This window comes from Caulobacter segnis ATCC 21756, from assembly GCF_000092285.1.
Taxonomy (GTDB): Bacteria; Pseudomonadota; Alphaproteobacteria; order Caulobacterales; family Caulobacteraceae; genus Caulobacter; species Caulobacter segnis.
Genome location: NC_014100.1, coordinates 66,553 through 80,710 on the forward strand (window position 1 = coordinate 66,553; position 14,158 = coordinate 80,710).

At 69.5% G+C, this 14,158-nt stretch carries 9 protein-coding genes, 1 tRNA gene and 3 pseudogenes; 8 read left to right on the top strand and 5 right to left on the bottom strand.

The genetic code is table 11. The features are described from left to right. Positions 1-4 precede the first annotated feature (4 nt). Together CSEG_RS00310 and tsaD are read right to left on the bottom strand one after the other, a co-directional pair. Positions 5-1,003 (bottom strand): NAD(P)H-dependent glycerol-3-phosphate dehydrogenase, encoded by a 999-nt coding sequence (locus CSEG_RS00310; protein ID WP_013077266.1) that lies wholly within the window; start codon positions 1,001-1,003, stop codon positions 5-7. After that, entirely contained in the window at positions 1,000-2,103 is a 1,104-nt protein-coding gene (tsaD, locus tag CSEG_RS00315) for a tRNA (adenosine(37)-N6)-threonylcarbamoyltransferase complex transferase subunit TsaD (protein ID WP_013077267.1), read from the bottom strand. Before tsaD ends, CSEG_RS00310 begins: the two co-directional genes overlap by 4 nt. Positions 2,104-2,174: 71 nt before the next feature. On the opposite strand from tsaD, the gene hemC reads away from it, so the two are divergent. The 8 genes and pseudogenes from hemC to CSEG_RS23030 all read left to right on the top strand — a co-directional run bounded on the left by hemC (position 2,175) and on the right by CSEG_RS23030 (position 9,845). After that, positions 2,175-3,143, top strand: coding sequence for a hydroxymethylbilane synthase (hemC, locus tag CSEG_RS00320; RefSeq protein ID WP_041538124.1), 969 nt, complete (start codon positions 2,175-2,177; stop codon positions 3,141-3,143). A 3-nt stretch (positions 3,144-3,146) separates the two neighbouring features. After that, entirely contained in the window at positions 3,147-3,833 is a 687-nt protein-coding gene (locus CSEG_RS00325; RefSeq protein ID WP_013077269.1) for a uroporphyrinogen-III synthase, read from the top strand. A gap of 43 nt (positions 3,834-3,876) precedes the next feature. Beyond that, positions 3,877-4,766: pseudogene (locus tag CSEG_RS00330) on the top strand (COG4223 family protein). Further along, on the top strand, positions 4,763-6,298 hold the full coding sequence (locus CSEG_RS00335) for a heme biosynthesis protein HemY (protein ID WP_013077270.1): 1,536 nt from the start codon (positions 4,763-4,765) through the stop codon (positions 6,296-6,298). The pseudogene CSEG_RS00330 and the gene CSEG_RS00335 overlap by 4 nt, the downstream one beginning before the upstream one ends. Before the next feature lie 41 nt (positions 6,299-6,339). Continuing rightward, a tRNA-Thr gene (locus tag CSEG_RS00340) sits at positions 6,340-6,415 on the top strand. A 90-nt stretch (positions 6,416-6,505) separates the two neighbouring features. Then, on the top strand, positions 6,506-6,835 hold the full coding sequence (locus CSEG_RS21755) for a hypothetical protein (RefSeq protein ID WP_013077271.1): 330 nt from the start codon (positions 6,506-6,508) through the stop codon (positions 6,833-6,835). A 430-nt stretch (positions 6,836-7,265) separates the two neighbouring features. Continuing rightward, the gene (locus CSEG_RS00350) at positions 7,266-7,793 is read left to right on the top strand and encodes a hypothetical protein (RefSeq protein WP_013077272.1); all 528 of its coding nucleotides are present in this window, start codon (positions 7,266-7,268) and stop codon (positions 7,791-7,793) included. 118 nt (positions 7,794-7,911) lie between these two features. Then, positions 7,912-9,845 (top strand): annotated as a pseudogene (locus CSEG_RS23030) (TonB-dependent receptor plug domain-containing protein). A 59-nt stretch (positions 9,846-9,904) separates the two neighbouring features. On the opposite strand, the gene CSEG_RS00365 reads toward CSEG_RS23030, so the two are convergent. The 3 genes and pseudogenes from CSEG_RS00365 to CSEG_RS00375 form a co-directional block, all read right to left on the bottom strand. Continuing rightward, positions 9,905-10,552, bottom strand: coding sequence for a hypothetical protein (locus CSEG_RS00365; RefSeq protein WP_013077273.1), 648 nt, complete (start codon positions 10,550-10,552; stop codon positions 9,905-9,907). Between the two features lie 132 nt (positions 10,553-10,684). Then, positions 10,685-12,887 (bottom strand): annotated as a pseudogene (locus CSEG_RS00370) (3-hydroxyacyl-CoA dehydrogenase NAD-binding domain-containing protein). 18 nt (positions 12,888-12,905) lie between these two features. After that, positions 12,906-14,111 (bottom strand): acetyl-CoA C-acetyltransferase, encoded by a 1,206-nt coding sequence (locus tag CSEG_RS00375; protein ID WP_013077274.1) that lies wholly within the window; start codon positions 14,109-14,111, stop codon positions 12,906-12,908. Positions 14,112-14,158: the final 47 nt, after the last annotated feature.

The window sequence follows — 14,158 nt, forward strand, 5'->3', positions numbered from 1 at the left end:
TGTTCTAGAAACCTTCGGACTTCAGCGGGCGCGACAGCAGCCCGGCGATGGCGGCGTCGACGGCCAGGTCGCCGTCGAGGATGGCGGCGACCGCCTCGCAGATCGGGACCTCGACGCCCAGCTTGCGCGCCAGGGCCCGGACGGCGGGAGCCGAGGCCACGCCCTCGGCGACCGACAGCTTCCCGGCCAGGGCCTGCTCCAGTGTCAGGCCCTGGCCCAGGGCCAGGCCGACGCTCATGTTGCGCGACTGCGGGCTTGAGCAGGTCAGAACCAGGTCGCCCAGGCCGCAGAGGCCGTTCAGCGTCTCCGCCCGGGCGCCCAGGGCCACGGCGAAGCGGGTCAGTTCGGCGAAGCCGCGGGTGATCACCGAGGCGTGGGCGCTGCGGCCTAGGCCCTTGCCCTCGACGACGCCGCAGGCGATGGCCAGGACGTTCTTCACCGCCCCGCCGGCCTCGGCGCCGATCATGTCGCCCGCGACGTAGGGACGGAAGGTCGGGGTGGCGATGGCGTGGGCGATGACGCGCGCCAGCTCCTCGTCGTCGCAGGCGAGCGTGACGGCGGTGGGCAGGCCTCGGGCCACCTCGCCGGCGAAGCTGGGGCCCGACAGCACCGCGATCGGCGCGTCAGGGATGGTCTCGGCCGCGACCTCGGTCATCAGCTTTAGCGAGCCCTGCTCGACGCCCTTGGCGCACAGCACGACAGGGACGCCCGCCTTCAGGTGCGGCGCCAGGGCCGCCAACGCGGAGCGCAGGTGCTGGGCGGGCGCGACGGCCAGGATCAGATCGCAGTCGGCGAGGGCGCTCATGTCGGCGGTCGCGCGGATGGTCGGTTCCAGCGTGACGCCCGGCAGGAACAGGGCGTTCTCGTGGGCGTCGTTGATCGAGGCCACGACCTCGGTCTCGCGCGCCTGCAGCGTGACCTGAAGCCCGGCGCGGGCGCAGACCTGGGCCAGGGCGGTGCCCCAGGCGCCGGCGCCGATGACGCCCGCATGGTGGAAGGTCATGCCTTGGCTCCCTTGCGGCCGTAAGCGTTGGCGGGATTGGCGAGCGCGGCGGCCTCGTCCAGCGGCCAGCGCGGACGGGCGACGGCGTCGAGGTCGTCGGAGATGCCCAGGGCCAGGCGCTCGGCGCCGGCGAGGGCGATCATCGCGGCGTTGTCGGTGCAGTAGGCCAGCGGCGGCGCGGCGAAGGAGAAGTCGTTCTTCTCGCAGTTGGCCAGCAGGGCCGCGCGCACCGCGCCGTTGGCGGCGACGCCGCCGGCGACGACGAAGCGCAGGTCGCCGGGTTCGTGGCTTTCCTTGTAGAGCTTCATCGCCCGGTCGACCCGCTCGGACAGCTGGCGGGCGATGGCGGCCTGGACGCCGGCGGCCAGGTCGCGGCGCTCGTCGTCGGCGGTCAGGGTCTCGGCGATCCGCGCGGCGGCGGTCTTCAGGCCCGAAAACGAGAAATCGCAGTCCTTGCGGCCTAGCAGGGCGCGGGGCAGGGGATAGCGGTCGGGGTTCCCGCCGACGGCCAGCTTCTCCAGCGCCGGACCGCCGGGATAGGGCAGGCCCAGGCTCTTGCCGATCTTGTCGAAGGCCTCCCCGGCCGCGTCGTCGATCGTGGTGCCCAGGCGCTTGCACGCCCCGACCCCGGCGACCTCCAGAAGCTGGCAGTGACCGCCCGAAACCAGCAGCAGCAGGAACGGATAGCCGACGTCCGCGCCAAGACGAGCCGAGACCGCGTGGCCCTCGAGGTGGTTGACCGCCACCAGCGGCACGCCGCGCGCCAGCGAGACGGCCTTGCCGAACGCCAGGCCCACCATCACCCCGCCCACGAGACCAGGGCCGGCCGTGGCCGCCACGCCGTCGAGCTCCTCGAAGCCGAGACCCGCCGAGCGCATGGCCTCCGCGGCGATCGCGTCGATCGACTCGACATGGGCGCGGGCGGCGAGCTCGGGAACCACGCCGCCGAACGGCGCGTGTTGTTCGAACTGCGTCCCGATGATCGACGACAGCACGCTGACGCTCCCGTCCTCGTCCCGGCGCACGACCGAGGCCGCGGTCTCGTCGCAGCTGGTCTCCAGGCCGAGGATCGTGAGCCCCGAGGGCTTAAGGGTGGTCATTCGGTTGCGGGCCTTTCGCCGCTCCTGTAGCAGCGAGGATGAATTTCGCTTCCGCAGGTAACGTTCCGACCGTGTCCCGGCAACCTCCCATCCGCATCGGCGCGCGCGGCTCCAAGCTCTCGCTGGCGCAATCTGGACTGATGCAGGCCCGCATCGCCGCCGCGCTGGGCGCGCCGGCCGGGGCCTCCAAGGAAGAGATCGAGGCCTTCGCCCCGCTGATTCCCATCGTCACCAGCGGCGACCGCATCCAGGATCGCCGCCTGATGGAGATCGGCGGCAAGGGCCTCTTCACCAAGGAAATCGAGGAAGCGCTGCTGGACGGCCGCATCGACTGCGCGGTGCACTCGCTTAAGGACATGCCGGCCGAGCTGCCGCCGGGTCTGGTCCTGGCCGCGACCCCCGAGCGCGAGGACCCGCGCGACGCCTTCATCAGCCACGTCTGCGAGCGGCTGGAAGACCTGCCCAAGGGCGCGCGCCTGGGCACCGCCAGTCTCCGTCGGCAAGCGCAAGCCCTGCATGTGCGGCCCGATCTCGAGATCGTCATGCTGCGCGGCAATGTCGACACGCGCCTGGCCAAGCTGGAGCGCGGCGAGGCCGACGCCATCCTGTTGGCGCAGTCGGGTCTCAACCGCTTGGGCCTGGGCCACCTGACCAAGAGCTGGATCGACCCCGACGCCTGCCCGCCGGCCCCCGGCCAGGGCGCCCTGGTCATCGAGACGCGGGCCGAGGACATCGGCGCGGCGTGGCTGGACGCGGTGCGCTGCCGTCCGACGACGATCGCCGTCGCGGCCGAGCGCGGCGCGCTGCTGGCCCTGGAAGGCTCGTGCCGCACCGCCATCGGCGCGCGGGCGACCCTGGACGGGGCGCGCCTCTCAATGATCGTCGAGGCCCTGACCCCGAACGGCGCCCAGCGCTTCCGCCGTCACGGCGAGATCACCTTGTCGGGCGGCGACGACGCCGGCGAGGCCCTGGCGCTGGGGTTGAAGCTGGGCGCAGAGGTGCGCGCCGAGGGCGGCGACGCCATCCTGCTGCCGGAATAGGGCATGGCGAAGGGCGCGCCGGTCTGGATCACCCGCGCCCATCCCGGCGCCGAGGCCACCGCCGCAAAGGTGGCGGCGCTCGGCTTCACGCCGGTCGTGGATCCTTTGCTGGCGGTCGCGCCGATCGCCGCGTCGGTCGATCTTTCCGGGATCGCCGCTGTGGCCTTCACCAGCGTCAACGGCGTCCAGGCGTTCTCGAAGCTTGCCGGAGCGCGGGACCTGCCGGTCTTCACCGTGGGCCGCGCCACCGCCTCTGCGGCGAGCGAGGCGGGCTTCTCCAGTGTCTCCAGCGCCGACGGCGATGTCGCGGATCTGGCGCGCCTGATCGCGGCCGCCCGTCCGGGGCCCGTCCTGTGGGCCGGCGCCCGGGAGCCCGCGGGCGATCTTGTGGCGATGTTGAACGACGCCGGTGTCGCCGCGCGCGGCGTGGCGATCTACGAGACGGTTGATCGTCCGCCGTCCGAAGCGACGCTGGCCTTGCTGGATCGGCCCCTGACCGTGCTCCTGCACTCGCCGCGGGCGGCGCGCGTCCTGGCCGAGATTCTGAGACGTCGGCCCGCCTCCGCCTTGCGAACGCTCTGCCTTTCCGAGGCGGTCGCGGCGCCTTTGGAAGCGCTCGCCGAACGCGGCTCTGTGGCGTTCGCGCCGCGCCCGGACGAAACCGCGCTGCTCTCCCTGCTCACAGCTTAAGCGCAAAGTTGCGCGGCGCGGCGGCGTGGGGCACGAATGGCGTATGAACGCAGCTCCCGATCCCGCTGAAATCGTCGCCCCCAGCGATCCGGCGCTGTACGCGCGGCGACGCGTGATTGGCCCCAGCGTCTGGGTGTGGTTGTTCCTTTGCCTGCTGTGCGCCGTCCTAGGGGCCGGCGTCGCGTGGTTCGGGCCCGCGCTGTTCCCGGTCAAGCCAGCGCCCGCGCCCGCCGTCGCCCCGATCTCGGCCGCGCCTAGCCCCAAGCCGGTCGCCGAGCGGGTCGCGCCCACGGGGCGGCGCTCCCGCTCGAGAACAGCGACGTCGCGCCGGCCGCGCCCGCCGCCGACGTGGAACGCCTGGAAGGGCGGATCACCGTTCTGGAGACCGCCCAGCAGAGCGTGGCGGACGCCGCCGCCGCCGCTCTGGCCGTGTCGACCCTGGCCGAGGCGGCCGGCGGGTCGCGCCCGTTCTCCGAGGAATTGGCGGGCCTGCAAAGGGTTCTCCCCGGTTCGCCCAGCTTGCGGGCCCTGGATCCTTTGGCCCGGCTGGGCGCGCCGACCCGCGCGGGCCTCGCCGTCCAGTTCAGCAATCTCGCCGGTCGCGCCGCCAGCGCCGCGCGCAATCCCGGCGCCGACGCCGATCTCTTCGCGCGCATCCGCTACGCGCTGTCGAGCATCGTCTCGATCCGCCACGTCGGCTCGATCAAGGGCTCGACGCCCGACGCGATCCTCGCCCGCGCCCAGGTCCTGCTCGACGAGGGCGACATCGAGGGCGCCGTGGCCGCCCTGGAGGCGCTGCCCGACCCCGCTCGCGAGGTGCTGGCGCCGTGGTTCGCCGCCGCCAATCGCCGGATCGAGATCGACCGCCACGTGGCCTCGGTTCGCGCCGACGCCTTGGCGGCCCTGTCGCGCATCGCGCGGACCGCCCCATGACCCGCGTCGTCTTCGCCCTCTTCCTGGTGGCCGCGGTCGCGGTCAGCGTCCTGGCCCTGACGGGCGAGCCTGGCCGGGCGTCCCTGGAGTGGATGGGCTGGCGGATCGAGATGACGGCCGCCGCCGCCGCGCTGCTGACCCTGTTCTCGGCCCTGCTGTTCACCGTGCTGTGGCGCGGCGTGATCTGGATCGTCGAGGCGCCGCGCCGCGCCGCCCGGGCCCGGGCGGAGGCCAAGCGCAAACAGGCCATCGAAGCCCTGACGCGCGGTTTCCTGGCCGTGGCCGCCGGAGATGGCTCCGAAGCTCGCCGCCTGGCGCAGAAGTCCGCCGAGCTGGCCGAGGACGCTCCCGGTCTTGTCCGGGTGCTGGCCGCCCAGGCGGCGGAAGCCGCCGGTGATCGGGGCGCGGCCGCCAGCGCCTACAACGCCATGTTGGGCTTTCCCGAGATGCGCTTGGCGGGCCTCCGCGGCCTGATGCAGGCGGCCCTGGCCGACGGCGACAAGATCACGGCGCTTCGTCACGCCGAAACCGCCTATGGCCTGGCCCGCACCGCCCGCTGGGCCTGGCGCGCCCTGCTGGAGGCTCGTCTCGAGGCCGGCGACTGGGCCGCGGCCCTGCAGCTCGTCCAGGGTGCCCTGGAGCGCAAGATCGTGTCGCCGGCGGTCGCCGAGCGCAGCCGCGCCGCGCTGCTGGCCGCTTCCGCCGCCAGCCTGGAGGAGTCGCCGGACCCGAAGGCCCGCGCCCAGGCGCTCGATTTCGCGAACCAATCGGTGAAGCTGAAGCCCGACTTCGCCCCCGGGGTGATCATGGCCGCGCGCTTGCTGGCCGACGAGGGCAAGACGGCCAAGGCTGGTCAGCTGATCGAGACCGCCTGGAAAGCCCAGCCGCATCCGGCCTTGTGGCTGGCCTATCGCGATCTGAAGACCAACGAGACGCCCAAGGCCCGCGCGCAGCGACTGGCCGCCCTGGCGGCGATGCGCCCTGAGGTCCGCGAAAGCCTGATCCTGCGCGTCGAGGCGGCCCTGGTCGGCGGCGATCCGATCGCCGCCCGCGCCGCCGCCCGCCTGCTGGACGACGAAGCTCCCACCGCGCGCTTCGCCGGGCTGATGGCCCGCGTCGCCGCCGCCAACGGCCAGGCCGACGAGGCCCGGGCCTGGATCGCGCGGGGGATCGATGCGCCGAGGGAGCCTGACTGGTCGGATCTCGACCCCGAAGGCCGCGCCTTCGCCTATGAGCGCGAGGACTGGGCCCGCCTGGCGGTCAGCTACGCCGAAACGGGCCAGTTGATCCATCCGCGCCACGAGCGCCGCGAGCGCACGATGAGCGACCTGCCGGAAGTGCCCTCGGCCTATGTCGAATCGACGCCGTTCATCCGCGCGGCCGAAACGGGCGGCGCGCTGCTGCCCATTCCGGACGACCCGGGCGTGTTCGACGCCCCGCCGCTTCCGGACCCCCCGGAGCCCCCTCCGGCGCCGCGTCGCAATTCTGGTGCAAGACGGCGCTTGGCAAGCGGCTCGCGCCCCGCTAAATAGGCGCTCCCTCCGCTCCGGGATCGCTCCCGAAGCGTCCGTGGGCCGCCTTAGCTCAGCCGGTAGAGCGGCGCATTCGTAATGCGTAGGTCAGGTGTTCGAGTCACCTAGGCGGCACCACTTCTCTTCCTTCTCCAGGAATGACATCGGGCGCTCTCGCGCTCGGAACTTGCGCGTGCGCGTGTCCGTTGCTTCGGGAAGGAGCCTGACATGCCTGATTCCATCCCCCATCCTGTCGACGACGAGACCGCTCTCGAAGACGTCCTGGCCTTTCTCGATTCGCCGCCCGAGGCCGGATCGACGGAGGACGCGCGTTTCGGCGAGCGGTTGCGCCAGGTAATCGCCGCATCGATTCCGGCGGCCGAGGATGAGGATCAAGAGGATACGCCGCGCCTTTCCCTCGACGCCGATCTGCGGCGGCGACTGGAAGCGCTGGCGAGCCGACGCGCGGCGGATCATCCGTTCGGAGATCATCCGGACGGCATCGGACCCACGCTGGGAATGGACCTTCGTCCGACCGCTTCTCGCCGCGATCCCTGAGGTTGATCGAAATGCGCGGCTCTTCCTGCACGGAAACTTGCCACTCGTTTCGGGTGCGGATGGCGGGCCGCGACAATCTGCCCCTCAATGGGATTTCGATCGCAAGCTGAGCTGAATAGGGGCGGCCATACCGCCGCGAAGTGTCGGCCATACCCCTGTAATTCTCGCCACCCTGGCCGCAGAATCGCGAATTTGCGGCGGACCTTTGGCGACATCATCTGTGTATATAATAGAAGTGATAGCTTCATCTCGTGTATAGAGTGGAAAGTTGTGCGCGTGATATCTCGAAGATGTTGGAAGTTGGATTGACATATTCGTCATATGTCGCTGCGACAATCTGTCTTCGATTGCCCTGATTTACTTTCCGTTTAGAAGTGGAGGCCGATCTCCCTGCGCATCAGCTCGACACAACGAGCGGGGGATAGGCTTAATGTTGAACAAGACCAAGAGCGGCGCGATCGCGCTGATCATCGCGGCGTCCATGACGCCCCTGGCGGCTCACGCCGACGCGGCCAAGGATATCGTGATCGCGGGCCGCGCCCTGACCTTCCTTGAAAACGGCCCCACCGGCAAAGTGGTGATGGGCGTCGTCTTCGATCCGTCGAAGCCCGCGTCCGTGGCCGAAAAGAACGCGGTGATGGCCGCGATCGGCGGCGGCTTGGCCGCTGGCGGCGTCACCCTGACTGGCAAGGCGATCGAAGCGGGCGACGCTTCGGGCGCGGCCGGCGTCGGCGCGCTGTTCGTGACGACGGGCGCCAATGGCGGCGCGGTCGTCTCGGCGGCCAAGGCCAAGAAAATCATCACCATCGGCTCGGACGTGTCGTGCGCCACCAGCGGCGCCTGCGTGATGAGCGTGTCGGGCGATCCGAAAGTGGAAATCGTCGTGAGCCGCTCCGCGGCCGCGGCGGCTGGCGCGGTCTTCAAGGCCGCCTTCCGCATGATGATCCGTGAAGTCTGACCCTAGCGATCGAAAGAGACACACCATGAAGACGACTCTCTTCGCCGGCGCTTCGGTCGGCCTCTGCCTGCTGGCCTTCGCCGGCGCCGCCAACGCCCAATCCATCGACTACGGCGCGATGGAGCAGCTGTTCAACGAACCGGTCACCACCTCGGCCACCGGCTCGCCGCAGCGCTCCACCGAAGTGCCGGTCGACATGACCATCATCAGCGCCGCCGACATCAAGCGGTCGGGCGCCAACGACCTGCCCACGATCCTGAGCCGCGTCGCCGGCGTGGACGTGCTGAACTTCGCCGCCGGCCAGTCGGACGTCGGCATCCGCGGCTACAACCAGGCGCGCTCGCCGCGCCTGCTGGTGCTGATCAACGGCCGCCAGGTCTATCTGGACCACTTCGGTTACACCGACTGGGCGTCGCTGCCGATCCAGCTCAGCGAAATCCGCCAGATCGAAGTCGTTCGCGGCCCCAACAGCGCGATCTTCGGCTTCAACGCCGTGTCGGGCGTGGTCAACATCATCACCTTCAACCCGAAGTTCGACGACACCAACGTCATCGAGCTGAAGGCGGGCACCAACTCGAGCACCAGCGTCTCGGTCGTGAAGACCCTGCGCCTGGGCGAGCGCCTGTCGGTCCGCCTGTCGGGCGGCTTCGACCATGAAGATGAATGGAAGAACACCACCCGCGGCACGGGCGCGATCCTCGCTTCCCAGATCCACAATCCGTCGACGGCGCGCGCCAACATCGACGCCGTGGCCCAGCTGACCGATAAGGCCACGCTGCGGGTCGAAGGCTCGATGTCGAACGGGGCGTCGACCCAGGTGATCTCGACCTTCGCCTACGCCGCCCACCGGGTGAAGACCGACTCGATCAAGGCGACCCTGAACGCCGACACCAAGTTCGGTCTGCTGCAGGCCCAGGCCTATCACAACGGCCTGGACGCCCTGACGCCCGGCCGTCGCTACCTGAACGACATCAGCGTCTACAGCCTGGAAGACCTGTTCAAGATCGGCGCGGCCCACACCGTCCGCGTCGGCCTCGAATACCGCGACAACCAGCTGGACACGGCCTCGTACGCCGGCGCCAAGGTCAGCTACACGGTGCTGGCGCCGTCGGCCATGTGGAACTGGGTCGTCACTCCGAAGCTCTCGGTCACCGCCGCCGTCCGCCTGGACAAGCTGAGCCTGAAGCGCACGGGCACGTTCCCGACCGGCGCCTCGCAGACCAACAACGGGCTGTGGAACCGTGACATCACCGAGACCAGCGCCAACCTCGGCGCGGTCTACAAGGTCACGGACAAGGATATGGTGCGCGCCACCTTCGCGCGCGGCGTCCAGGCGCCGACCCTGCTGGAGCTGGGCGGCCTGCTGATCTCCCGCCGGCCACCCCGGCGCCGAGCGGCGGCCTGATCACCGGCAACCCGCTGCTGGATCCGGCGATCGTGACGAACTACGAGCTCGCCTATGACCGCAACCTGCCGTCGCTGAAGGCCAAGGTCGGCGTCAAGGTCTTCGCGCAGAAGACCCAGGACGTGAAGGGTCAGTTCAACGCCTCGATCGTCGACATCGCGCCGACGGCCAGCACCTGGGCGACCTTCACCTACAAGAACGTCTCGGACTCGAAGATGAAGGGCGTCGAGCTGTCCGCTTCGGGCAAGCTGGACGGCGGCTTCCACTGGAGCGCCGATACGACCTACACCGATGTGAAGGACACGCCGTTCACGACCGTCTCGACGATCGTCCTGCGCAAGGTGAACTTCGCGGCGACCTCGCCGAAGTACCGCAGCAACCTCGCCGCGGGCTGGGCGAACGACAAGTGGGCCGTCGACGGCTACGCCCACTTCGTCAGCAAGTTCAGCTCCTACAACGGCAACGTCCTGGAGCCGGTGAAGGGCTACACGACGGTCGGCGGCCGCGTCGCCTACACGATCGCCAAGGGCACGGATATCGCGCTCAACGGCCAGAACCTGCTGAACGACCGCCAGTCGCAAGCCAAGGGCCTCACCGGCCTGCAGGCCGAGCGTCGGGCGATGCTGTCGCTGACCAAGACCTGGTAAGCGCTCCAGCAGACCAAGAGACGAGGGCTCCGCCGCAAGGCGGGGCCCTTTCTTTTGGGTCAGTCGTCCCAGCCCTTGCGTTTCTTCTTCTTGCCTAGGGCGAAGATGCCCGGATAGGGGCCCTTGCCGACGCGGTAGAGGCACCACTCGTCGTCCTTCTTGCAGTCGCCGTCGAAGGCGGCCTTCTTGTCGGGATCGATGGCGGCGTACATCGGGGCGGTCAGAGCCCGCTTGCCGTCGGCCTCGGCGCAGGCGGCCTTCTCGTCGCGGGTCAAGGCCGTGACCTTCTCATGTCGGCACCCCAGGCTGTCGCGCAGGCTCTTGCGGGTCTCGTCGCTCTGCTCGACCAGCTTGCGCGCGGTGAAGCCCGGCGGCGCGACGATGGCCGGTGGTCCGGACGGCTTGGCGGCGGGCAAGGCCGCGACGTTCGTCGGCGGAGCCGGCGCTGGCGTGCCAAGCACGGGACGGGATGGTCTTGCGAGGGGCGGCGGCGGCGACGCCTTGGCCTGAGGCGACGGCGTGTCCACCAGTTCGGCGTGGATGATCGGCGGCTCGATCAGCTGGGGCGTCCAACGGGCCCCGGAAACCAGGGCCAGCAGAACCAGCGCGTGGACCCCGAGAACCGCGCCCAGGGCCAAGAGGTTGCGCCGCAGATCCCGCCGTGAGGGCGGCCGTCGCCAGGTTCCGATGGCGATCGCCGTGCTCATGGTCTCTCCGGGCGCTGCGGCGCGGGGATGTCGTTAGGCGCGTCATGCGGCGCAAGCGTGGCCGCCAGCGACGACAAAAAGGCCCGGCGTCGCCGCCGGGCCTCTCCGTGTTTCAGCTTTGCGAAGAACCGCTTATGCGGCCGCCTTCGCCTTGACGCCGAAACGGCCGTAGAAGGTCTCGCCCTTTTCGGCCATCTCGCGCAGCAGGGCCGGCGGGGCGAACCGCTTGCCATGCTTCTGGGCGAGGGCGTCGCAGGTCTCGACGAAGGCCTTGGCGCCGACGCCGTCGATCAGGCTGATCGGGCCGCCGGTCCAGGGCGCGAAGCCCCAGCCCAGGATCGCGCCGACATCGGCTTCGCGCGGATCGGTGATGACACCTTCCTCGAAGCAGCGGGCGGCTTCGACGGCCTGGCGGTACAGCAGCCGGGTGCGGATCTCCTGGATCAGCGCCTGGTCGGCCTCGGCGATCTTCACCGGGGCGAGGTCCGACAGGCCCTTCCACAGGGTCTTGGGGCCATTCTCCGGATAGTCGTAGAAGCCCTTGCCGTTCTTGCGGCCAAAGCGCTGCAGCTCGACCACCATCTTCTCGATGATCGGCGCGAACGGACGGTCCTCGAACTTGTCGCCGAGGTCCTTCTTGGTCTGCTGGGTGACCTTGTAGCCAAGGTCCAGGGCGACGTCGTCGTTCATCTCCAGCGGACCGCGCGGCATGCCCGTGGCGCGGCCGACATTGTCGATGATGGCCGGGGCGATGCCGTCGGCCAGCATTTCCAGGCCTTCCTGCACGAAGGTGCCGAAGCAGCGGCTGGTGTAGAAGCCGCGGCTGTCGTTGACGACGATCGGGGTCTTCTTGATCTTCAGGACGTAGTCGATCGACTTGGCCAGGGCTTCGTCCGAAGTCTCCTCCCCCATGATGATCTCGACCAGGCCCATCTTGTCGACCGGCGAGAAGAAGTGGATGCCGATGAAGCTCTTCGGACGCACCGACGCCTTCGAAAGACCGGTGATCGGCAGGGTCGAGGTGTTGGAGCCGAAGATGGCGGTCTCGGCCAGCTGGGCCTCAGCCTTCTTGGTGACCTCGGCCTTGATCTCGCGGTTCTCGAATACCGCCTCGATGACGAGGTCGCTGCCCTTGACGTGATCATAGTCGGTGGTCGGGGTGATCAGGGCCAGGACGCCGTCGGCCTTTTCCTGGGTCATCTTCCCGCGCGAGACGGCCTTCTTCAGCAGGTTCTCGGCGTAGGCCTTGCCCTTGTCGGCGGCCTCTTGCGACTGGTCGATCAGGACCGTCTCGATGCCGGCCATGGCTTGGACATAGGCGATGCCCGCGCCCATCATGCCCGCGCCCAGCACGGCGACCTTCTTGGCTTCCGACGGCGGGACGTTGGCCGGACGGCCCGACCCCTTGCCCAGTTCCTGCAAGCTGAGGAACAGGGTGCGGATCATGCCCTTGGCCTGGGGCGACATCATCGTCTTCAGGAAGTAGCGGGTCTCGATGCGGATAGCCGCGTCGAACGGGACCTGCGTGCCTTCGTAGACCGCCTTCAGGATATTCAGCTGGGCCGGGTAGTTGCCATAGGTCTGCTTGCGCAGCATGGCGTTGCCCATCACGAAGACCTGGCTGCCGGTCGGGGTGTAGGGACCGGCCGCCGGGCAGCTTGAAGTCCTTCCTGTCCCAAGGCGCGACCGGGTCACCCTTGGTCTTGACCCAGGTCTTGGCCGCCTCGACCTCGGACCCCGGCGCGACCACCTCGTGGACGACCTTCAGGGCGAGCGCCTCCTGCGGCTTCATCGACTTGCCTTCGAGCAGGTACGGCGCGGCGGCCATCACGCCCATCAGGCGCGGCAGGCGCTGGGTGCCGCCGGCGCCTGGCAAGAGGCCGACCTTGGCTTCCGGCAGGGCCAGCTGGGTCTTCGGATTGTCGCCGACCACGCGGTAGTGGCAGGCCAGGCAGATCTCGAGACCGCCGCCCATGGCCAGGCCGTTGATCGCCGCGGCGACCGGCTTGCCGCAGGTCTCCAGGGCGCGGAAGGCCTTGTTCAGGGCGAAGCCGGCGTCGAACGCCGCCTTCAGGCCCGCTTCACCGCCAGCCGAGCCGCCGGCCAGACCGCCCGAGCCGCCCAGTTCGCCCAGATCGGCGCCGGCGCAGAAGCCGCTGGCCTTGCCCGAGGTGATGACCGCGCCCTTGATGGCCTCGTCGGTCTTGATGCGTTCGACGATCTCGCCGATTTCCTTGATGACCGAAGCGGTCAGGGTGTTCATCGAGCGGCCGGGCACGTCGAAGGTGACGAGGGCCACGCCGTCGGAATCGACCTCGATCTTGAAGTTTTCCATGGTGCTTGCTCCTCGGTCCTAGACGCGTTCGATGACGGTGGCGGTGCCCATGCCGGCGCCGACGCACAGGGTGATCAGGGCGGTTTCCTTGTCCGAGCGCTCCAGCTCGTCGACCATGGTGCCCAGGATCATCGCGCCGGTGGCGCCCAGCGGGTGGCCCATGGCGATGGCGCCGCCGTTCACGTTCATCTTGTCGTGCGGGATGTCCAGCGCCTGCATCATGCGCAGGACGACGGCGGCGAAGGCCTCGTTCAGTTCATAGAGGTCGATGTCCTTGACCTCCATGCCCAGGCGCTTGAGCAGCTTCTCGGTGACCAGCGAGGGCCCCGTCAGCATGATCGAGGGCTCCGAACCAATCGAAGCGGCGCCCTTGATCCGGGCGCGGGCCTTGAGGCCCAGGGCGTCGCCCATCTCCTTGGTGCCGATCAGCACGCCGGCCGCGCCGTCGACGATGCCCGAGCTGTTGCCGGCGTGGTGGACGTGGTTGACGCGTTCGACCTGCGGGTAGCGCTGGGTGACGACGGCGTCGAAGGCCATCTCGCCCATGCCGGTGAACGAGGGGTTCAGCGAAGCCAGGGTCTGCATGGTGGTCGAGCCGCGCACGGTCTCGTCATGGTCCAGGATGGTCAGGCCCAGCTGGTCCTTCACCGGGATTACCGACTTCTTGAAGCGGCCATCGGCCCACGAGGCGGCGGCGCGCTTCTGGCTCTCGACGGCGTAGGCGTCGACGTCGTCGCGGCTGAAGCCGTACAGCGACGCGATCAGGTCGGCCGAGACGCCCTGCGGGGCGAAATAGGTCTTGAAGGCCGAGGACGGGTCGGTCGGCCAGGCGCCGCCGTCGCTGCCCATCGGCACGCGGCTCATGCTCTCGACGCCGCCGCCGATCGCCAGACCGGCTTCGCCAGAGGCGACCTTGGCCGCGGCCATGTTCACGGCTTCCAGGCCCGAGGCGCAGAAGCGGTTGATCTGCACGCCGGCGACGCTCTCGGCGTAGTCGGCGGTCAGGACGGCGGTGCGGGCGATGTCGGAGCCTTGCTCGCCGACCGGGGCGACGCAGCCCAGGACGACGTCGTCGACCTTGCTGGTGTCCAGGCCGTTGCGGTCGCGCAGGGCTTCCAGAACCTGGGTGGCCAGGGACAGGGCGGTGATCTCGTGCAGAGACCCGTCCTTCTTGCCCTTGCCGCGCGGCGTGCGCACGGCGTCGAAGATGTAAGCGTCAGCCATGGAATGGCTCCTTCCTGCGAAGCGTTGTTCGTGTCTGTGGCGCGGCC